This is a genomic window from Streptococcus mitis, assembly GCF_946190275.1.
GTDB lineage: Bacteria > Bacillota > Bacilli > Lactobacillales > Streptococcaceae > Streptococcus > Streptococcus mitis_DC.
On record NZ_CAMHZQ010000002.1, the window covers coordinates 37,529 to 57,921 of the forward strand.

At 40.8% G+C, this 20,393-nt stretch carries 16 protein-coding genes and 2 tRNA genes; 1 reads left to right on the top strand and 17 read right to left on the bottom strand.

The window, feature by feature from the left end:
• Positions 1 to 67 precede the first annotated feature (67 nt).
• The 11 genes from rpsA to parE form a co-directional block, all read right to left on the bottom strand.
• Positions 68 to 1,270: a 30S ribosomal protein S1 gene (rpsA, locus tag N8M20_RS01640; RefSeq protein ID WP_001001630.1), complete on the bottom strand. Its 1,203-nt coding sequence runs from the start codon at positions 1,268 to 1,270 to the stop codon at positions 68 to 70.
• Positions 1,271 to 1,431: 161 nt separating this feature from the next.
• Positions 1,432 to 1,503, bottom strand: a tRNA-Gln gene (locus N8M20_RS01645).
• A 9-nt stretch (positions 1,504 to 1,512) separates the two neighbouring features.
• Positions 1,513 to 1,593, bottom strand: a tRNA-Tyr gene (locus tag N8M20_RS01650).
• Between the two features lie 49 nt (positions 1,594 to 1,642).
• Entirely contained in the window at positions 1,643 to 1,873 is a 231-nt protein-coding gene (locus N8M20_RS01655) for a DUF2969 domain-containing protein (RefSeq protein ID WP_000037110.1), read from the bottom strand.
• A 98-nt stretch (positions 1,874 to 1,971) separates the two neighbouring features.
• The gene (locus N8M20_RS01660) at positions 1,972 to 3,939 is read right to left on the bottom strand and encodes a peptide ABC transporter substrate-binding protein (RefSeq protein ID WP_261078847.1); all 1,968 of its coding nucleotides are present in this window, start codon (positions 3,937 to 3,939) and stop codon (positions 1,972 to 1,974) included.
• Positions 3,940 to 3,961: 22 nt separating this feature from the next.
• On the bottom strand, positions 3,962 to 4,984 hold the full coding sequence (locus tag N8M20_RS01665) for a branched-chain amino acid aminotransferase (protein WP_261064841.1): 1,023 nt from the start codon (positions 4,982 to 4,984) through the stop codon (positions 3,962 to 3,964).
• 141 nt (positions 4,985 to 5,125) lie between these two features.
• Positions 5,126 to 7,159: a thiol-activated cytolysin family protein gene (locus N8M20_RS01670; RefSeq protein WP_261078848.1), complete on the bottom strand. Its 2,034-nt coding sequence runs from the start codon at positions 7,157 to 7,159 to the stop codon at positions 5,126 to 5,128.
• 330 nt (positions 7,160 to 7,489) lie between these two features.
• Positions 7,490 to 9,970 (bottom strand): DNA topoisomerase IV subunit A, encoded by a 2,481-nt coding sequence (gene parC, locus N8M20_RS01675; RefSeq protein ID WP_261078849.1) that lies wholly within the window; start codon positions 9,968 to 9,970, stop codon positions 7,490 to 7,492.
• Between the two features lie 342 nt (positions 9,971 to 10,312).
• A complete protein-coding gene (locus tag N8M20_RS01680; protein WP_261078850.1) occupies positions 10,313 to 10,873 on the bottom strand; it encodes a nucleotidyltransferase family protein in 561 nt (186 codons plus the stop codon).
• Positions 10,874 to 10,902: 29 nt separating this feature from the next.
• Entirely contained in the window at positions 10,903 to 11,730 is an 828-nt protein-coding gene (locus N8M20_RS01685; protein WP_261078851.1) for an aminoglycoside 6-adenylyltransferase, read from the bottom strand.
• 27 nt (positions 11,731 to 11,757) lie between these two features.
• Positions 11,758 to 13,701, bottom strand: coding sequence for a DNA topoisomerase IV subunit B (gene parE, locus N8M20_RS01690; protein WP_261078852.1), 1,944 nt, complete (start codon positions 13,699 to 13,701; stop codon positions 11,758 to 11,760).
• Between the two features lie 135 nt (positions 13,702 to 13,836).
• On the opposite strand from parE, the gene plsY reads away from it, so the two are divergent.
• On the top strand, positions 13,837 to 14,478 hold the full coding sequence (gene plsY, locus N8M20_RS01695; RefSeq protein WP_070527256.1) for a glycerol-3-phosphate 1-O-acyltransferase PlsY: 642 nt from the start codon (positions 13,837 to 13,839) through the stop codon (positions 14,476 to 14,478).
• A gap of 37 nt (positions 14,479 to 14,515) precedes the next feature.
• Here plsY and N8M20_RS01700 read toward each other — a convergent pair whose 3' ends face one another.
• The 6 genes from N8M20_RS01700 to deoC form a co-directional block, all read right to left on the bottom strand.
• Complete coding sequence (locus tag N8M20_RS01700) at positions 14,516 to 15,472, bottom strand: ABC transporter permease (protein WP_261078853.1); 957 nt, start codon at positions 15,470 to 15,472, stop codon at positions 14,516 to 14,518.
• A 2-nt stretch (positions 15,473 to 15,474) separates the two neighbouring features.
• Positions 15,475 to 16,533 (bottom strand): ABC transporter permease, encoded by a 1,059-nt coding sequence (locus N8M20_RS01705; RefSeq protein WP_261078854.1) that lies wholly within the window; start codon positions 16,531 to 16,533, stop codon positions 15,475 to 15,477.
• A complete protein-coding gene (locus tag N8M20_RS01710; protein WP_153210102.1) occupies positions 16,526 to 18,061 on the bottom strand; it encodes an ABC transporter ATP-binding protein in 1,536 nt (511 codons plus the stop codon). The genes N8M20_RS01705 and N8M20_RS01710 overlap by 8 nt, the downstream gene beginning before the upstream one ends.
• Before the next feature lie 142 nt (positions 18,062 to 18,203).
• Entirely contained in the window at positions 18,204 to 19,256 is a 1,053-nt protein-coding gene (locus N8M20_RS01715) for a BMP family lipoprotein (protein WP_049539385.1), read from the bottom strand.
• An 88-nt stretch (positions 19,257 to 19,344) separates the two neighbouring features.
• Positions 19,345 to 19,734: a cytidine deaminase gene (locus N8M20_RS01720; RefSeq protein ID WP_000246088.1), complete on the bottom strand. Its 390-nt coding sequence runs from the start codon at positions 19,732 to 19,734 to the stop codon at positions 19,345 to 19,347.
• Positions 19,721 to 20,383, bottom strand: coding sequence for a deoxyribose-phosphate aldolase (deoC, locus tag N8M20_RS01725; RefSeq protein WP_261078855.1), 663 nt, complete (start codon positions 20,381 to 20,383; stop codon positions 19,721 to 19,723). The genes N8M20_RS01720 and deoC overlap by 14 nt, the downstream gene beginning before the upstream one ends.
• Positions 20,384 to 20,393: the final 10 nt, after the last annotated feature.

Here is a 20,393-nt window from a genome sequence, read left to right on the forward strand (position 1 = left end):
AAGGCTTACAGACAAAAGAAAAATCCCTTGTTTAGTAAACAAAGGATTTTGTGAATTTTCAATTTGATTAAAGTTCGATATCACCGAACAAGTCAGCCATTGAGAATCCTGTTTGTGTTTCTGGAAGTTCGAAATCACGTTTTTCTTGACGTTTTGGACGACGTGGACGAGCAGCACGTTTTTCTTCTTTTTGTCCTTCTTCTTGAGCTGGACGCTCTTCAAGAGCTTTGATAGAAAGTGATACGCGCTCTGCATCTGCGTTAACTTCAAGAACTTTAACTTTAACTTCTTGACCAACTTTAAGAGCTTCTTTTGGATTTTCAATACGTTTGTGTGAAATTTGTGATACGTGAACAAGTCCATCGATACCTGGCAATACTTCAACAAATGCACCGAAGTCAGTCAAACGTTTAACTGTCCCTTCAACTACATCACCTTTAGCCAATTTTTGCTCAACGCCATCCCATGGTCCAGGTGTTGTTGCTTTAAGTGAAAGTGATACACGTCCTTCTTCTTCGTTAAGATCAAGGATTTTCACTTCAATTTCTTCACCAACAGTTACAACTGATTTTGGTGATACGTTACGTTCATGTGACAATTCAGTCAAGTGAACCAATCCGTCAACACCACCAAGGTCGATGAAAGCACCGAAGCTTGTGATACGTGCAACTTTACCAGTTACAACATCACCAACAGCCAATTTACCGAATACTTCAGCACGAGCTGCTGCAGTAGCTGCTTCAACAACTTCACGACGTGAAAGGATGAAGCGGTTTTCTTTAGCGTCAACTTCTTTGATTTTAGCATCAAATTCTTGACCTACAAAACGCTCAGTGTTACGTACGAAACGAGTATCCAACATTGAAGCTGGGATAAATCCACGAACACCTTCAAATTCTACTGAAAGTCCACCTTTAACGGCACGAGTTCCTTTAACAGTAACAACTTCTTCTTCGCGACCAACAAGTTTGTCCCATGCTTTGCGAGCTTCAAGGCGTTTTTTAGATACAAGGTATGTAACTGTATCAGTATCTTTACCAACTACTTGACGAAGTACAAGAACATCCAATACTTCTCCTACTTTAACAAAGTCATTGATATCTGCATCGCGATCGTTTGTCAATTCGCGAAGAGTCAAGACACCTTCAACACCAGTTCCAGAGATTGCAACGTTAGCTTGAGTCGCATCAACTGTCAATACTTCAGCACTAACAACATCACCAGTCTCAACTTGGCTAACGCTATTTAGCAAATCTTCAAATTCGTTCATCTAAAAAATCCTCCAACAATCAAGTTTTTCTTAAACTTGACATACTTATAATTTTTTTCCTAAGCACCCGCAAGGACATGTTCATATCGTTCACGTCTTTCAATTATAAAAATAAAATACCCTAAGATATTTTGCTTTTTATCTTGATCATTACCTAAGAACTGGGGTAGCTGGATTCGAACCAACGCATGAGGGAGTCAAAGTCCCTTGCCTTACCGCTTGGCTATACCCCATTGATGAAATGGAGAGAGAGGGATTCGAACCCCCGAACCCGAAGGAGCGGATTTACAGTCCGCCGCGTTTAGCCTCTTCGCTATCTCTCCTACAATCAACATGGACTATTATATCATGAAAATTTCAAAAAAACAAGACTTATTTTGCTAAATTATAATTTTCAATCAAAATTTCCACAGCTTTTTCCAATTTTTTATAAAAACTATCGACATTCCCATTCTTTATGATGGCAAATTGTCCATCTAATTCGGCAATTTCTCCGATAACTTTTTTACCAATGGTCAAGGTATAACCTTCAAAACTGTCTTTGCCTACCTTAACTTTGGCATCTGCCACTTGAATTTCAATTTTTTTATCTTTCTTGCTCATTTCATACCTCTCTTCACTTTTTCTATTTTACAAGAAAATCCCAAAACTAGCAAGAAAAAACTCTATATCATTCCAAGTCTGATATAGAGTTTTCTGCTTTATTTAATGTGTTTTTCTAGTTCTTTTTGGTACTTACCGTTTGATTCCAATTTTTCTTTTTGCCATTTTTTCAGTGCTTCTTCATATTCTTTTGTTGTAACGATATCTTTTTGCAATTTCATTCCTTTAAAGATATATGGGTCACCCTTAATACCAACTTGTGAGTATGGTTTTGAGAATGGCACTACATTACTTACAACTGGAGAACCACCAGATGAGGCTGTTGGCATCAATAATGAACTATCAGTCAACCAAGCTTGAGCTTTAGCATATTTTTCATAGCGTTCTTCAAGATTTGTAGTTTCTGAATCCGCATCATCCAATAATTTCTTATATTGGTCCAAACCAAGTTTCGCTACAACATCCTTATCTTTTCCTTTCGTAATACCAAGGTGTTTCATAGCAGAACCTGATTTAGGATCCATGATATTCAAGTAAGATGCTGGGTCTTGATAACTTGGAGCCCATCCTGTACTGTTCAAATCATAGTCTTTTTGAGAAGGAACACGCGCTTGAGAAGTGATTGTTTCCTTTTCATTATCTGTCATTTGAAGAACATCGATGACAACATTTTCAGCACCAAGAGTTGATTCGATAGACTGTTTGAAAGAGTTACTTTGTTGAACGGCGATGGTATCTGTTTGTTCAACTGGGACATCCAAGTGAATTGGGAAGCTTACCCCTTTAGATTCCAAGTCTTTCTTAGCTTTTTCAAATGCTGCCTTAGCCTTGTCAGGGTTGTAGATAGAATCCTTACCATCGACTAGCTCAACACCTTTCCATTGATCACCATAGTTCACCAACTCAGCTTGAGCGATGTGACCAAAGTTCTTACCGCCTGCTTGTACAAAGTTATCTGGAACGAGACTGTTACGAATAATCTTGTCCGCACCGTCTTCACCATTTAGCTGGGCAGCATAAGAATGGCGGTTGAAGGCAAAGTTGATAGCCTGACGGAAGTCCTTATTCAGCATAGCTTCTTTTGTAGAAGTCTTCTGCTCTTCACTTGTTTTCGCAGTTTTATTATATGACTGACGATTTACGTTAAAGGTGAAGTAATAACTACTTGAGTCCTGTGGGCTATAAGTAATTTTATCTCCGTATTGTTCCAAAGTTGAAGCAAAATTTGAGCTACTTGGGAAGAGACGGGCTGTCGTATAAGCACCAGAAGAGAAGCTACGAATCAAGGATTCCTGATCTGAACCATCGTAGTAGGTCAATTTAATCTTCTCAATTTTTACCTTTTCTTTATCCCAGTAGTTTGGATTTTTCTCGTATTCAATCAACGATTTAGAAGTCAAGGTCTTCAAGATATAAGGACCATTGTAGAGAATCCCTGCTGGAGTGACCGCTCCATAATCTTTACCTGATGCCTTCAAAAACTCTTCATTTACAGGCAACATCGTTGCTGTTGTAACTTTAGAGTTCCAGAAGCTTTCTGGTTTGTTTAGGGTATATTCGACTGTGTAATCGTCCAATGCCTTAACCCCAACTGTAGAGAAATCATTGGTTTCACCAGTCATGTAGGCATCCAAGCCCTTAATTGAATTTTGGATGAGAGAGACACCGTCTGACTTACCGTCAGCTACGTGTTTCAATCCTGTTACAAAGTCATGGGCTGTTACTTCTGCATATTCTTCACCTTCAGAAGTGTACCATTTAACTCCTTTACGAAGTTTGTAGGTATAAGTCAACCCATCTTTTGACACAGACCAATCCTCAGCCAAGGAAGGAATAACATTTCCGTACTGGTCGTTTTCCATCAAGCCATCAACCACGTTCCCGATGACATCTGTTGTAGATGTACGAGTCGCTATACTATAGTCCAAAGATGCTGGATCTACTGCATAGACATATGAAAATGTTGTCGGTGCATCTGCTTCTTTATCAGCTTTTCCACAAGCCACTAAAAGAGCTGTTGTGCTCAGGACCACTCCTGCTGTTAAGAGCCACTTTTTCGATTTCATCAAAAATCTCCTTTTGTTTATTTTAATCTACTTTTACAATCCAACCTTCTGGCGCTTCAATATCACCAAACTGAATACCTGTCAATTCATCATAAAGTTTACGAGTCACAGGGCCAACTTCTGTTTCACTATAGAATACATGGAAATCATCACCGTGCTGAATTCCACCAATTGGCGAAATAACTGCTGCTGTACCACAGGCACCTGCCTCTACAAAACGGTCAAGGTTATCAATTGGGACATCCCCCTCAATAGGAGTCAAGCCCAAGCGGTGTTCTGCCAAATAAAGCAAAGAATACTTAGTAATAGATGGCAAGATAGATGGACTCAATGGTGTTACAAATTCATTATCAGCTGTAATTCCAAAGAAGTTAGCTGAACCGACTTCTTCAATCTTTGTATGAGTTGATGGGTCTAGATAGATAACATCTGAGAAGTGGCGTGACTTGGCCAATTTCCCTGGCAAGAGACTTGCAGCATAGTTCCCACCAACCTTAGCCGCACCTGTACCATTTGGAGCCGCACGGTCGTATTCATCCTGAATCAAGAAGTTGGTTGGAACCAAACCACCCTTAAAGTAATTTCCAACTGGCATAGCAAAGATGGTGAAAATGTATTCCTCTGCTGGTTTAACCCCGATAATATCTCCAACACCAATCAAAAGTGGACGAAGATAAAGGGTTCCACCTGTTCCATATGGTGGTACGTATTCTTCATTGGCGCGGACAACTGCCTTACAAGCTTCTACAAACATGTCTGTTGGAACTTGTGGCATCAAGAGACGATTACAAGTACGTTGCAGACGTTTAGCATTTTCGTCAGGACGGAAAAGTTGAACACTACCATCCTTAGTACGGTAAGCTTTCAAACCTTCAAAGGCTTGTTGACCATAGTGAAGACTTGGAGAAGACTCTGAAATATGCAAAGTTGCATCCTCTGTGAGCTCTCCTTGATCCCATTGTCCATTTTTAAAATGAGCAATATAGCGATAAGGTAATTTCATATAGGAGAAACCAAGGTTCTCCCAATCAATCGTTACTGTCATATTCCACTCCTTATTCTAAAAACCTATTTCTTATATTCTACACTTTTTTTCTAAAATAGCAAGTATATTTTGTAATTTTCAGAAAATTTCTTCAATAAAAAGAACCAGCTCTTAGAACTGATTCCTTTTACAAGTGAAAAATTAGTTATTTTCAACTTTTTCATCGTATTTTGGTCTTAGTGTTGTACCTGAGTTAACAATGGTACGTTTTTGAACAAGAGGAAGGTCTGTTCGATTATAAACTGTACGCCATGGTTCCCAAACAAGACCTGTTTTTTCTTGAATCTTCACGCGTATATTACGTACATTTCCTTTAAATTGAAGTTCAGTTTGGAAGCCAGCTGTTCTGTTTTTACCATTATCTTCCCATTGACGTGAGCGAATGCTTTCAACTCCATCCTTATCATAAGTTACTTCATCCCAGTAAACATAGTAACGAGCGATATAAGCTCCCTTATGATGTAAATTGAGGTAACCATTTTTATATGAAGTCACTTTAGTTTCAATGTAGTCTGTATTACTTTGAATTGTGGCTACTTGATTATCTTTCAAGAATGCAGTCTTATAAGAAATTGGAACAGCAGGGTTTTGTGTACTGAAAGTAGCTCCTTCTTGGATCAATTTCTTCAAATCTTCTACTGTACCTGTCACAACTCGTGCAGCGCCATCAGCATTTCCACCTACGATTGAAACTGTTACAGTTGTATTCTTCAAGACACGCGCCCATTCAGATTCTGGTTTAATAGGCACCCCTTTGATGACAGCATTAATTGCTGCTTTCAACTCTGTACTCTTGCTTGTTGTTTCAAATTTGACATACATTTGACGTCCGTATGAAACGCTTGACACGTATACAGGAGGTGTTTTGTCATCAATTCCACGTTCTTTCAATTGATCAACCGTTACTCCTGGAGCAAATACATCTGATGGATTTTTTGGAGCATCAAAGTTAGCAGTATAGTAAATTTGTTTAAAATCAACAACTTCAACTTGTTTTTCACCCTTGTTCACAGCCTCAAAGTCAATTTTCAAATTAACACCGACTTTTTCAAAATCACTTCCGAATTTTGCTTTCAATTGATTCATGCTGTAAGCAGAAGTTGATTCGTACTGCATACGTGCTGGAGCAGGATTTTTCGCAGCATATTTTTCATGCCAACGATTTAACAAGGTATTCACACCTTCCTGCATACCACTTGCAGTTGGATTAGCATCTACATAGCTATCTCCGCCTACCATTCCTGGTAAATCAACACTGATTCTACCTTTGCTACGATCTAAACTAATTTGTTGTGGTTTGTTTTCTAGAAGGTCTTGATTTGCTTTAAACAAAGCACCTAGGAAGATATCCCCGTTACCATTAATGGCAACATCTGCAGAACCATTAGAAAGGTTTTTCTTCACTTTTTCTACAACCACAAATTCATTTCCTTGTTGTTTTGTACTTGTATTAGTGTAATTTTCTAATGCTTCGCCTCTTCTAGTCAAAATATTTAGTTTATCGTAATTTAAACCAAATAAATAGTTATTTAGTTCTGCAGTAAAGTCTGTTTTAGCTTTGTTTTCTGTTTTCTTATCTGCTACTACTTTTTCTTCTTTTACAGCACGATATACTTCAACTTCTGCTAAACTAAGAGGAGTTTTAGATTTATTTAATTCAATTTTTACATATCGTGCATTAACTCCTGAGAATTGAACATCAACTGTTGGTTGATTATTTAGGGTATCAACATGTTGACGAGCAACTTCCTTACCATCTTTATCCAACAAAATAACATCAAAATTAGATAAACGATTCGCTACAACTCCATCTCCACGATTGTAAATACGAACAGTTCCCACACCTTCTTCTTTTGCTAAATCAACTTTCCACCAAGAATGATCTTGAAAATCTGTATGAGTAACTGAACGATTGTCCCAGGCATTATCACGATTACCGTCAACTGCTCTAGAAGCCTCCCCTTCATAAGCAGTCGAACTCTGACTTGCAGACTTATGAGCAGCAATATTTTCACCAGCAACTGCAGCAACGCTTGGTTCTGTTGCTTTTACTACATTTGTTTGAAATACAAGGCTAGAACCTAGCAAAAATGTTGCAATGGCAACACCACATACTCCAACGCTACGTTTACGAATAGAAAAACGAAATCCTTTATCTTGTTTGTTTTGAGACATACAAAACTCCTATATATATATTTGAACGAATTATTTCTTGAACGCGCTTTCTTGAAACAATAAGAGTATAACATAAAAATATTATAGATGCAATCGTTTTCTTAAAAAATTATTATTTTTTATTAGCTAAACTTGTATAGTTGCCCATATGTTACTAATTTCACATTTAAACATCGAGTGGTCTATACCACTAAAAACAGGAAAACGACCAGGCCTAATTCCCTATCAGTTGGGAATCAGCACTGTTCGTTTTTGTATATATAATCAGATTCAACTCTTAAATCTATAACTTAAGAAATTTTTTAATGAAAAGCTTTTCATTGTTTTTTATCATCTCTTAGATTCAAATTCTTTATAAACTTCCTGAAGATAGGCATCAAAAACTTCTTCATCTGAAATCGTGTCAGAGATGAAGCTTCCGTTGCTGGTTCGTTCTGACAGATTCAAGTCTTGTAATCGGCTTTCATAGATCGTTCCTTTGTTAGATTGAACAAGCAGAGTTTGGTCATTCCCGTCCACTTCTGTACTAAAGAGGTCACCAACGAAGCCTTGTTCTGCGACTGCTCCTGCTAAGAAGACACGATGCGGTTTGTTTTTCAACTCACGCAAGACTTGAAGTCCTCGTTTGGCACGGCTTGTTGCTGGAATTTCGTCAATAGAAACACGTTTCAAGCTTCCACGTTGGGTCAAGAGGTAGAAGGATGAGGTATTGCAAATAAAGGCAGATTGGAGGACATCATCTTCTTTCAGGTTCATAGCCTTGACACCTGCAGCCTTGGCACCGACAACAGGAACCTCTTCGATATTGAAACGCAGGGCATAACCATTTTGGCTAATCAAGAGAACATCATCCAGTTTAATCGGAGCTACTGCTACAATCTGGTCTGTCTCGTCTTTAAGCTTAGCATACTTAACCGACTTAGATTTATAGGTCCGCCATGGAGTGAATTCTTTACGTTCTACGCGTTTAATTTGACCAAGACGAGTTACAGCAAAGTAAGTTGTCGCATCATCAAACTGATCTACTACTTCAACATAAAGGATTTCTTCGTTAGTTTCAAAGTTGGTAATGGTTTGGCTCAGATGCTCTCCGATATCCTTCCAGCGAATATCTGCCAATTCATGGATTGGTCGATAAATGACATTTCCAAGACTTGTGAACATCAGAAGATGCTGGGTGGTCTTGGCAGATTGAACAAAAATCAAACGATCATCATCACGCTTGCCAATTTCTTCCAGCGTTGAAGCTGCAAAAGAACGTGGGCTGGTACGCTTTATATAACCTGCCTTGGTAACGCTGACATAGGTATCTTCCTCGGCGATCAGACTAGCTGTATCAATCTCAATTACTTTCGCAGTGTCTTCTAAGCTACTCAAACGCGGAGTCGCAAACTTCTTCTTAACCTCACGAAGTTCTTTCTTCATGAGATTGTACATAGTCCGCTCATCACCGATAATCGCCGCAAGCATGGCAATCTTCTCACGAAGTTCTGCTTCTTCTTCTTGCAAGACAACCACGTCTGTATTGGTCAAACGGTAAAGTTGCAAGGTAACGATGGCCTCAGCCTGCTCTTCTGTAAAATCATAGCTGACCTTGAGATTTTCCTTGGCGTCAGCCTTATTCTCAGAAGCACGGATAAGGGCGATGACTTCGTCCAAAATTGAAATCACACGAATCAAACCTTCGACGATATGGAGACGTTTCTCAGCCTTTTCCTTGTCAAAGCGGGAACGAGCCAAAATCACTTCGCGACGGTGGGCGATGTAGCTAGACAGGATTGGAACAATCCCGACCTGACGAGGTGTGAAATTGTCAATCGCCACCATGTTAAAGTTGTAATTGATTTGTAGGTCAGTGTACTTAAATAGGTAGTTGAGAACAAGCTCCGTATTGGCATCTTTTTTTAGCTCAATAGCGATACGAAGACCATCACGGTCAGACTCATCGCGAACTTCAGCAATACCAGCCACCTTGTTATTGACACGAACATCGTCGATTTTCTTGACTAGATTAGCCTTGTTGATTTCATAAGGAATCTCAGTAATAACGATTTGTTCCTTACCACCTTTTAGCTTTTCAATCTCAGTCTTGGAACGAACAACCACGCGCCCTTTCCCGGTTTCATAGGCCTTCTTGATTTCATCACGACCCTGAATGATTCCTCCAGTCGGAAAATCTGGTCCCGGCAAGAATTCCATGAGTTTATCAACCTTTGCAGTTGGGTGGTCAATCATGTAAACCGCCGCATCGATAACCTCAGCTAAATTATGAGGTGGAATATCTGTCGCATAACCAGCCGAAATACCAGTCGATCCATTTACCAAGAGATTTGGAAATGCTGCTGGTAAAACCGTCGGCTCTTTCTCCGTGTCGTCAAAGTTCCAAGCAAAAGGAACTGTCTTTTTCTCGATATCCTGAAGAAGGTAGCCTGCAATTTCAGACAAACGTGCCTCAGTATAACGCATTGCCGCAGGCGGATCTCCGTCCATAGAACCGTTATTACCGTGCATTTCAACTAGAATCTCACGGTTCTTCCAGTCCTGAGACATACGAACCATGGCATCATAGATAGAAGAATCCCCGTGTGGGTGGAAATTCCCCATGATATTCCCGACAGACTTGGCCGACTTACGGTAACTCTTGTCAAAGGTATTGCCATCCTTATTCATCGAATAAAGAATGCGGCGCTGAACCGGCTTCAAGCCATCACGAATGTCTGGCAAAGCCCGGTCTTGAATAATGTACTTGGAGTAGCGACCAAAGCGCTCTCCCATGACGTCCTCCAGGGACATGTTTTGAATGTTACTCATATAGGATACAGAGCCCTTAAAACACCAAGTGAAAATATAAAATTCTTGAAGTAAGAAAACTCACAAGAGAATTTATCTTTTTCACACAGCAATTAGGGCATGTTCAACTCCTTTCAAAGAATGTAGAGTAGTTTTATCTAGAAAAAGGATTTCAGATACAATCAATCCTTTCTGTAGTTTATTGTGTTTAAAATTTGTTGCTTCAGTGAGTAATAAGGAATTTTACACAGCATTTAAGGCGTGTTTAACTCCTTTCAAAGAATGGAGAGTAAATGCTATAAAAAAAATATAGAGTAAGTGAATTTTATCCAATTCCTGTATCGTCATTTCCACTTGAAATGTCTACTCCACAAATCCTCGTTTATACTTGATATGGCTGGCGATATTACTATCTACATCTTTCTTATCCCAAAGTTGGAGTTCCCATGGATAATAAAAATTACTTTTATTTTTAAAATAGATATGAATACCGACATAGCCATCTTTATCACGTAAATACCAGTTTTTTAGTCCGTACAGCTCTTGCCAATCATCTAGTTTCTCCATAACTTGAGCTATCTCTTTGGAGCTTAAAATCATACGAGCACCAAAAATATCATTAAGAATGGAATTCACAGGATAGCCCTCTTGACGCTCTGAAAAACGTGTAATTTTATCTAAAATAGACTCAGAAGTTTTAACACGATAAACATAGGCAATATCTTGGACATCCGCTTTCATCAGATAGTCATTGATTGACTCATGTAAATTCAGACGGTAGGCCAAAATCGATTTAGTCGGAACTTTTGAAAAGGTATGCTTGAGATTGATTTTTTCCACCTTACCCGTTTCAAAATAATCTTTAGAATATTCTCGATGAATACGATTAATCTCTGTAATGAGGCGTTCCACTTTTTCAATCATGAGTCTTCTCCTCTCGCTTTTTCATTTTTCTAGTTATTCCCAAACTTCTTCATTCTTTCCTCAGCATACTCAATCATCTTCTCAGCCACTTCTTTATCGTAGTCAAATCCCAGCTTTTGAGCAAGTCTTTGAGCTTCTCTATGGAAAAGTTGCATCGTAGCCAATAAAGACTGGCTGAGTTTCTCTATACTTGAAAAATCAAGCAGATTTGATAATTCTTTCTCTTTCTCAGCAGGCAAATACTGAAAGAGGTACTTGTAGTTCTTGCCGATATCGACTTTCCCCCTAGCACTTGCAACCTGCCAAGCCAAAATTTTCAAGAATTCTTGTTGACAAATGCCGTAGAGATGATCAATAGCATAAATGATTTGATTGCGACAAATCCCTTTAACCACGTAGGCTGACACCCACCAAAATTCATTGCAGGCATTTTCAAAATCTATCGCACTAGCTGGATTTGTCCAAAAGCGTTGAGGACTCGGTGAATAAGGTTCAAACAAACCATTAGGATCTTCTAAAACGGTGAATCCTGCCTCACTATCCACCCACTCTTGAATGCGGTCTTTGGGGCAGAGGGTCAAATCAATCCGATTGCCATCTTCAAAAAGCATGAGATATAGGCGACGGTGGTCAAGAACAACCTCTTGCTCTATAATTCGTTTTCCGAAATAGTCCAACCAAGAAAGGTCACTCATCAGATTATCAAAATCATCCACGACATAGACCACATCGTAGTCTTGAAATTCATCTTTTGGAGCATTTTGGTTTGTCCGTGAACCAGACATAGCGACAGCTTTGACTTGTAAAATTTTGGCAGTCTGTAAAATCAGATCTAGCATTTCTGTTTCAGATCTCATGTTGATACCCATTCATTAAAAAGTGACTTAAAACACTGTCGCTTCTTCCAGCGTAAACCTGACATTATCCTCAATCCACTTACGGCGTGGTTCGACCTTGTCACCCATGAGGACATTGACGCGGCGTTCTGCGCGTGCTAGGTCTTCGATAGTGACACGGATAAGGGTACGCGTTTCTGGGTTCATAGTTGTTTCCCAGAGTTGATCCGCATTCATCTCACCAAGACCTTTATAACGTTGGAGGGTAGCACCTTTACCAAACTGTTTGCGGAGTTCTTCTAGTTCTCCGTCCGTCCAAGCATAAGCCACTTCTTCTTTCTTGCCTTTTCCTTTGGACATCTTGTAAAGAGGCGGAAGGGCGATGTAGACATGACCTGCCTCAACTAGCGGACGCATGTAACGATAAAAGAAGGTTAAGAGAAGTGTTTGAATGTGGGCTCCATCTGTATCTGCATCGGTCATGATAATGATCTTGTCATAGTTAGCATCTTCAATAGAGAAGTCTGCCCCAACACCCGCACCAATGGTATAAATCATAGTATTGATTTCTTCATTTTTGAGAATATCCGCCATCTTGGCCTTGGCTGTATTGATAACCTTACCACGAAGAGGTAGGATAGCCTGGAACTTGCGGTCACGGCCTTGTTTGGCAGAGCCACCGGCAGAGTCCCCCTCAACTAGATAGAGTTCATTCTTAGCTGGATTCTTGGACTGGGCTGGGGTCAATTTCCCAGACAACAAGCCCTTGTCTTTCTTGTTCTTTTTACCATTTCGACTTTCATCACGCGCCTTACGTGCCGCTTCACGGGCGTCACGGGCCTTGATAGCCTTGCGAATGAGATTGGAAGCCAATTCACCATTTTCCATAAGGAAGAAGGTCAACTTATCCGCCACAATTCCATCCACAACGGGACGGGCAAGAGGGCTTCCTAGCTTATCCTTGGTCTGTCCTTCAAACTGGAGGTGTTCTTCTGGAACCAAGATAGAAAGAACGGCCGCTAGTCCCTCACGATAGTCTGAACCTTCAAGGTTTTTATCTTTTTCCTTGAGAAGCCCCGTCTTACGCGCATAGTCATTCATGACCTTAGTGATAGCAGACTTGAGTCCTGTCTCATGCGTTCCACCGTCCTTGGTGCGAACATTATTAACAAAGGACAAGATGTTATCTGAAAATCCATCATTGTACTGAAGCGCTACTTCCACTTGAAAACCATTGTCTTCCCCTTCAAAGTACAGAACTGGCGTCAAGGTCTCCTTGTCTTCGTTCAGATAAGAAACAAAGTCTTGTACCCCATTTTCATAGTGAAACTCAACAGACTCATCTGTGCGTTTATCCGTTAGAGACAAGGTCACATTTTTCAAGAGAAAGGCTGATTCATTAAGACGCTCTGAGATGGTATTGTACTTGAAGTCTGTCGTAGAAAAGATAGTCGCATCCGGCATGAAGGTGACTTTGGTACCTGTCTTAGACTTGGGTGCTGTACCGATTTTCTTTAAGGTCGTAACAGGTTTTCCACCATTTTCAAAACGTTGCTTGTAGATTGCACCATCACGGGTAATTTCAACTTCCAGCCAACTTGAAAGAGCGTTAACAACGGAAGAACCCACCCCGTGAAGACCACCAGATGTCTTGTAGCCACCCTGACCGAATTTCCCTCCGGCGTGAAGAATGGTAAAGATAACCTCAACAGTTGGAATTCCCATCGCGTGCATACCAGTTGGCATTCCACGTCCGTGGTCTTGAACCGTTAAACTTCCGTCTTTATTAATGGTCACATCAATACGATCGCCAAACCCAGACAGGGCTTCATCGACTGCATTATCGACGATTTCCCAGACGAGGTGGTGGAGACCAGCACCATCGGTCGATCCGATATACATCCCTGGACGTTTTCGGACCGCATCCAACCCTTCTAGCACCTGAATGGCATCATCATTATAATTGTTAATATTGATTTCCTTTTTTGACACAAGGAACCTCCTATTCGTTCATCTTTACTATTCTACAGGTTTTCCAAGGATTTTGCAAAATTTTTCTTTCTCCGCTGTGACAATTTCAGAAGAGATTCTCTGCCTTTCTTCTCCATTTCATGATATAATAGGAGTATGATTACAATAGTTTTATTAATCCTAGCCTATCTGCTGGGTTCGATTCCGTCTGGTCTCTGGATTGGACAAGTATTCTTTCAAATCAATCTGCGAGAGCATGGTTCTGGTAACACTGGAACGACCAATACCTTCCGTATTTTAGGTAAGAAAGCGGGTATGGCAACCTTTGTCATTGACTTTTTCAAAGGAACCCTAGCAACGCTTCTTCCGATTATGTTTCATCTGCAAGGCGTTTCTCCTCTCATCTTTGGACTTTTGGCTGTTATTGGCCATACCTTTCCAATCTTTGCAGGATTTAAGGGTGGCAAGGCTGTCGCAACTAGCGCTGGAGTGATTTTCGGATTTGCACCTGTCTTCTGTCTCTACCTTGCAGTTGTTTTCTTTGGGACCCTCTATCTTGGTAGTATGATTTCACTATCTAGCGTCACAGCATCTATCGCAGCTGTTATCGGTGTTCTACTCTTTCCACTTTTTGGTTTTATCCTGAGTAACTATGACCCTCTCTTCATCGCTATTATCCTAGCTCTTGCTAGCTTGATTATCATTCGGCATAAGGATAATATCACACGTATCCAGAATAAGACTGAAAATCTTGTTCCTTGGGGATTAAACTTAACCCATCAAAATTCTAAAAAATAAACGCCAGTTTGAACAGAACTGACGTTTTTTTGTATGCTTATTTTGATTTGATATAGTTGATACCATCTGCTTTTGGTGCGACTGCTTTTCCAAAGAAGGCTGCCAAGACAAGAATTGTCAAAACATAAGGTGCGATTTGAAGATAAACCGCAGGCACTCCTTGCAGGAATGGCAATTGAGAACCGATAACAGCCAAACTTTGTGAAAGTCCAAAGAAAAGACTAGAAAGCATAGCTCCGATTGGATTCCATTTCCCAAATATCATCGCAGCAAGGGCGATAAATCCAGGTCCAACAATAGTTGTCACTGAGAAGTTAACTGAGATGGATTGAGCATAAATCGCTCCGCCAATTCCACCTAGGAAACCTGAAATAATAACCCCTAAATATCTCATCTTGTAGACATTGATTCCCAAGGTATCAGCTGCTTGAGGATGTTCACCGACAGAGCGGAGACGAAGACCAAAGCGAGTCTTAAAGAGGATAAACCAAGCAAGGAACGAGAAGGCAATCGCTAGATAACCAAGTAGACTAGTTGACTTGAAGAAGATATCACCGATAACTGGGATATTTGCCAAGACTGGGAAATCAAAGCGTCCAAAAGTCTGACTTAGGTTGTCGGTTTGTCCCTTATTATAAAGCACTTTCACCAAGAAAACAGCCAAGGCAGGCGCCATCAAGTTCAATACCGTACCGCTGACAACATGGTCTGCACGGAAATGAACCGTCGCTGCTGCGTGGATGATAGAGAAGAGACCACCAACCAATCCTGCTACAAGCAAGGATAGCCATGGAGTTGCTGCTCCAAATTGTTCTGCAAATTCAAGGTTAAAGACAACGCCAGAAAAGGCACCAATAACCATAATTCCTTCAAGGCCGACGTTTACCACACCACCACGTTCAGAGAAAACACCACCGATACTTGTAAAGATGAGCGGTGCTGAGTAAATCAGCATAGAAGACACCAAGAGGGTGAGCAAGGTTGTAATAGACATCTTTACTTACCTCCTTTAACTTGTTTTTTCGATTTGACAAAGCGTTCGATAAGGTAATGAACACTGACAAAGAAGATAATAGACGCTGTTACAATGCTGACAAGCTCAGACGGTACCTGCGCCGCATTCATACCTGGGGCTCCAACTTGGAGAACACCAAACAGGAAGGCTGCAAAGAGAATACCAATTGGTGAGTTTGCTGCAAGTAGACTAACTGCCATACCGTTAAATCCAACAGCTAAAGATGCCCCTTGAACATAGACGTTCTGGAAGGTTCCAAGTCCTTCAACAGCTCCACCAAGACCTGCCAAGGCACCTGAAATAATCATAGATAGGATAATAGTCCGTTTGGCAGAAATACCAGCATATTCTGAAGCATGTGGATTAAGACCAACTGCACGGATTTCAAAACCAAGGGTTGTTTTCTTGAGCATGAACCAAATAACTGCAACAGCAATGATGGCAAAGAAAATACCAATATTCATCCGTGAGTTACCAGTCAACTCAGCTAACCAAGGTGTCTGGTAGGTTGCATTAGCCCCAACACGAATGGTCGAATCTGTACTTTGCATGAAGTCTTTAGGAAAGGCATGAATCAAGGCATTTCCTACATACAAGACGATGTAGTTCATCATGATGGTTACGATAACCTCTGACGTCCCTAGATAGGCTCTAAGAATACCCGGAATCGCTCCGACAATCCCACCAGCAATCAAGGCAATCACGATAGTTGCTAGAATCATCAAGGGACGTGGCATATCTGGATGCGACAAGGCAAACCAACCACTGAGAATCCAACCTGCCAAAGCCTGACCAGGAAGTCCGACGTTAAAGAAACCAGCTCGACTGGCAACGGCAAAACCAAGACCAATCAAGACCAGAGGACCCATAGCACGGAAGATTTCTCCAATCCCACGTAGACTACCAAAGGCTGTATAGAACAATTCTTCGTAGCCCCAAATAGCATCATAACCGAAGATCCACATGACAATGGCTCCGAGTAAAATTCCTAGGAATACAGAAATCAAGGGAACCGAAATTTGTTGTAATTTTTTAGACATCACTCTTCTCCTTTCCCAAGTTTCCACCAGCCATCAAGACACCAAGTTCTTGTTTATTAGTTGTTTCTGGTGATACAATACCTTGAATCTTTCCATCGTGGATAACGGCAATACGGTCTGAGACGTTTAAAATCTCATCCAATTCAAAGCTGACAACAAGGACAGCCTTCCCGTTATCACGCTCTTCAATCAAGCGTTTGTGGATATATTCAATGGCACCGACATCCAAACCACGAGTTGGCTGGCTGACGATAAGGAGATCAGGATCACGATCAATTTCACGAGCAATAATTGCTTTTTGTTGATTTCCTCCTGAGAGTGCAGCCGCAGGAACAAATTCGCTGGCAGCACGAACATCAAACTCTTCCATTAGCTTTTTAGCATAAGAAGTAATATTTGAATAGTTCAAAATTCCATTTTTACTATGTGGTTCTTTGTAGTAGGTTTGAAGGGCAATATTCTCAGAAATCATCATTTCCAAGATCAATCCATCACGGTGACGGTCTTCTGGAACGTGCCCAACACTCAACTCTGTAATCTGACGTGGGTGCAAGCCTACAATTGAATCTCCTTTTAGCTCAATGCTACCAGATTCAACCTTGCGAAGACCTGTGATTGCTTGAATGAGTTCAGATTGACCATTTCCATCAATCCCCGCAATACCAACAATCTCTCCAGCACGAACATCCAAGGATAGATTTTTGACAGCAGGGACACCACGGTTTTCATTGACCACCAAATCTTTGATTGACAAGACCACTTCTTTTGGTTGAGAGGCTTGCTTCTCTGTCTTAAAGGAAACAGAACGACCTACCATCATTTCTGCCAGATCAGCATTGGTAGCCCCTGCAATTTCGACGGTTTCAATTGATTTCCCACGACGGATAACTGTAACGCGATCAGAAACTGCACGAATCTCATCCAACTTATGGGTGATCAAGATAATTGATTTTCCTTCTTTGACAAGATTTTTCATAATAGCCATCAACTCATCAATTTCTGATGGAGTCAAAACCGCCGTTGGTTCATCAAAGATAAGGATATCAGCCCCCCGATAAAGGGTTTTTAAAATTTCTACACGTTGTTGGGCTCCAACTGAGATATCTGCTACCTTGGCAGAAGGGTCAACAGCTAAGCCATAACGTTCAGAAAGAGCCTTGATTTCTTTGCTAGCTCCAGCGATATCTAGCACACCATTTTTAGTCAATTCACTTCCTAAAATGATGTTTTCAGCCACTGTGAAAGCCTCTACCAACATAAAGTGCTGGTGAACCATTCCGATTCCCAAGCTAGCTGCTTTAGATGGCGAGTCGAGGTTGACAACTTGACCGTTGACCGCAATTTCACCACTGGTTGGTTCAAGAAGGCCTGCTAACATGTTCATTAGCGTGGACTTTCCTGCCCCATTTTCTCCTAAAAGTGCATGAATTTCACCTTTTCGTAGGTGCAAGTTGATTTTGTCGTTGGCAACAAATTCCCCAAACACCTTGGTAATATCACGCATCTCAATGACATTTTCGTGTGCCATGTGCTCTTCCTTTCAGAGTCTTATTTTATTTCAATAAAACTTGCTAGTTTGTCTAGTAGCAAGCTTTACTGAGACAAAATGACCTTGCCTCAACTCTTAAAAAGCGGCCGAGGGCCGCTTCCTAAGAAATGACTTCCATCCATTATTTTTCAGGAACTTTTACACTTCCGTCAAGGATTTTAGCTTTAGCGTCTTCAACAGCTTTTTTACCTTCTTCTGAAAGGTTTGTCACTGCCAAGTCAACACCTTTATCTTTCAATGAGTAAACGATCACTTGACCGCCAGGGAATTCACCTTTTTCTGCCTTGTTAGCAATATCTTTTACAGTTGTACCAACTTGTTTCAAAGTAGATACAAGAACAAAGTTTGATTCTTTTCCATCTTTAGAAGTGTATTTACCTTCTCCTACTTGGTCACGGTCAACACCGATAACCCAAACTTTTTCACTTTCAGAACGGCTTTCGTTGAGTGATTTAGCTTCTGCAAAGACACCTGCACCTGTTCCACCTGCTGCTTGGTAAACAACGTCTGCACCAGCTGCGTATTGTGCTGCTGCAATTGTTTTACCTTTAGCGGCATCACCAAATGAACCAGCGTAGTCAACTTGTACTTTGATAGATGGGTCTACTGACTCAACACCAGCTTTAAATCCAGCTGCAAAACGTGAGATAACTTCAGACTCGATACCACCTACAAAACCAACTTGTTTTGTTTTAGTTGTTTTAGCTGCTGCAACACCTGCAAGGTAAGCAGCTTCGTTATCAGCAAATGTTACGCTCGCAACATTCTTTTGATCTTTAATCACATCATCAATCAAGACATAGTTCAAGTCAGAGTGGTCTTTTGCTGCTTCTTCAACTGCATTGTGAAGGGCAAAACCAACACCGAAAATTAGGTTGTAACTTCCAGCCGCTTGTTGCAAGTTGTTAGCGTAGTCAGCTTCACTTGTTGATTGGAAGTAAGTGAAACCTTTATCTTTTGAAAGATTGTGTTCTTTACCCCAGTCTTGCAAACCTTCCCAAGCTGATTGGTTGAATGATTTGTCATCAACACCACCAGTATCAGTGACGATTGCTGCTTTTGTCTTCACATCAGAAGATGAAGCTGCGTTACGAGAAGAGCGGTTACCACATGCAGCAAGTCCAACTGCTGCCACTGCAACTAGACCAAGGCCTAGCCATTGTTTCTTGTTCATTACTGAACCTCCTAAATAAGATGTGCAACGATGTTGCAAGTATGGATTGATTGGCCACAAGGACCGTGCACTCAGAGAGTGGCTCAGACTAGTTTAAGTCTGTAAAAGAGTATGGAAGTAACTCCCCGACCGTCATCTCGACCGTCGATTTATCTTTTGCGACTAAAGTCACTTTTAGATCTTGTTCAAAAAATTCGACCATTACTTGGCGACAAGCACCACATGGTGAGATTGGTTTTTCAGTTTGACCATAAACAATCAGCTCTGAAAATTCTCTTTGCCCTTCAGATATAGCCTTAAAAATGGCTGTTCTCTCACCGCAATTGGTCAAAGGATAGCTAGCATTTTCGATATTCACTCCCGTGTAAACACTTCCGTCTTTGGCTACTAAAACTGCTCCGATAGGAAAGTGAGAATAGGGGACGTAGGCATGTTTGCTGGTTTCAATTGCCAGTTCAATCAACTCAGTAGTCGCCATCAGCCAATTCTCCTTTTAAAATGGCTACCCCAGCTGATGTTCCAATACGGGTCGCCCCTGCTTCCACAAATGCAAGAGCATCTGCATAAGAACGAGCTCCACCAGCAGCCTTGACACCCATTTCTGGTCCAACCGTTTCACGCATTAATCTAACATCTGCTACCGTAGCGCCACCAGTTGAAAAACCAGTAGATGTTTTAACAAAATCAGCTCCAGCTTTTTGAGCTAATTGGCAAGCCACAACTTTTTCTTGGTCTGTCAGAAGGCAAGCTTCAATAATGACTTTCACTAACTTGTCACCACTTGCTTCTACTACTGCGCGAATATCTGACTCAACCAAATCAAGATTACCTGTTTTGAGAGCTCCAACATTGATCACCATATCAATCTCGTCTGCACCATTTTGAATAGCTTCTTTGGTTTCAAAAGTTTTCACAGCTGAAGTTGTTGCTCCCAAGGGGAAACCTACTACTGTGCAGACCTTGACATCTGTACCTTCAAGCCCTTTTTTAGCATGTTCAACCCAGGTCGGATTAACGCAAACACTGGCAAAATCATACTCCTTAGCCTCAGACAACAAACAATCGATTTGATTTTCTGTTGCATCTTGTTTTAAAAGCGTATGATCGATATATTTATTTAATTTCATATTCGGATTC

What these genes read in the sequence shown, in the direction of transcription:
- N8M20_RS01680 (WP_261078850.1), bottom strand. Translation starts at nt 10,873, where the DNA reads ATGATTGAAAAAGTGGAACGCCTCATTACAGAGATTAATCGTATTCAT.
- parC (WP_261078849.1), bottom strand. Translation starts at nt 9,970, where the DNA reads ATGAGTAACATTCAAAACATGTCCCTGGAGGACGTCATGGGAGAGCGC.
- N8M20_RS01705 (WP_261078854.1), bottom strand. Translation starts at nt 16,533, where the DNA reads ATGTCTAAAAAATTACAACAAATTTCGGTTCCCTTGATTTCTGTATTC.
- N8M20_RS01715 (WP_049539385.1), bottom strand. Translation starts at nt 19,256, where the DNA reads ATGAACAAGAAACAATGGCTAGGCCTTGGTCTAGTTGCAGTGGCAGCA.
- N8M20_RS01700 (WP_261078853.1), bottom strand. Translation starts at nt 15,472, where the DNA reads ATGTCTATTACAACCTTGCTCACCCTCTTGGTGTCTTCTATGCTGATT.
- N8M20_RS01685 (WP_261078851.1), bottom strand. Translation starts at nt 11,730, where the DNA reads ATGAGATCTGAAACAGAAATGCTAGATCTGATTTTACAGACTGCCAAA.
- rpsA (WP_001001630.1), bottom strand. Translation starts at nt 1,270, where the DNA reads ATGAACGAATTTGAAGATTTGCTAAATAGCGTTAGCCAAGTTGAGACT.
- N8M20_RS01665 (WP_261064841.1), bottom strand. Translation starts at nt 4,984, where the DNA reads ATGACAGTAACGATTGATTGGGAGAACCTTGGTTTCTCCTATATGAAA.
- N8M20_RS01655 (WP_000037110.1), bottom strand. Translation starts at nt 1,873, where the DNA reads ATGAGCAAGAAAGATAAAAAAATTGAAATTCAAGTGGCAGATGCCAAA.
- plsY (WP_070527256.1), top strand. Translation starts at nt 13,837, where the DNA reads ATGATTACAATAGTTTTATTAATCCTAGCCTATCTGCTGGGTTCGATT.
- deoC (WP_261078855.1), bottom strand. Translation starts at nt 20,383, where the DNA reads ATGAAATTAAATAAATATATCGATCATACGCTTTTAAAACAAGATGCA.
- N8M20_RS01710 (WP_153210102.1), bottom strand. Translation starts at nt 18,061, where the DNA reads ATGGCACACGAAAATGTCATTGAGATGCGTGATATTACCAAGGTGTTT.
- N8M20_RS01670 (WP_261078848.1), bottom strand. Translation starts at nt 7,159, where the DNA reads ATGTCTCAAAACAAACAAGATAAAGGATTTCGTTTTTCTATTCGTAAA.
- N8M20_RS01660 (WP_261078847.1), bottom strand. Translation starts at nt 3,939, where the DNA reads ATGAAATCGAAAAAGTGGCTCTTAACAGCAGGAGTGGTCCTGAGCACA.
- N8M20_RS01720 (WP_000246088.1), bottom strand. Translation starts at nt 19,734, where the DNA reads ATGGCGACTACTGAGTTGATTGAACTGGCAATTGAAACCAGCAAACAT.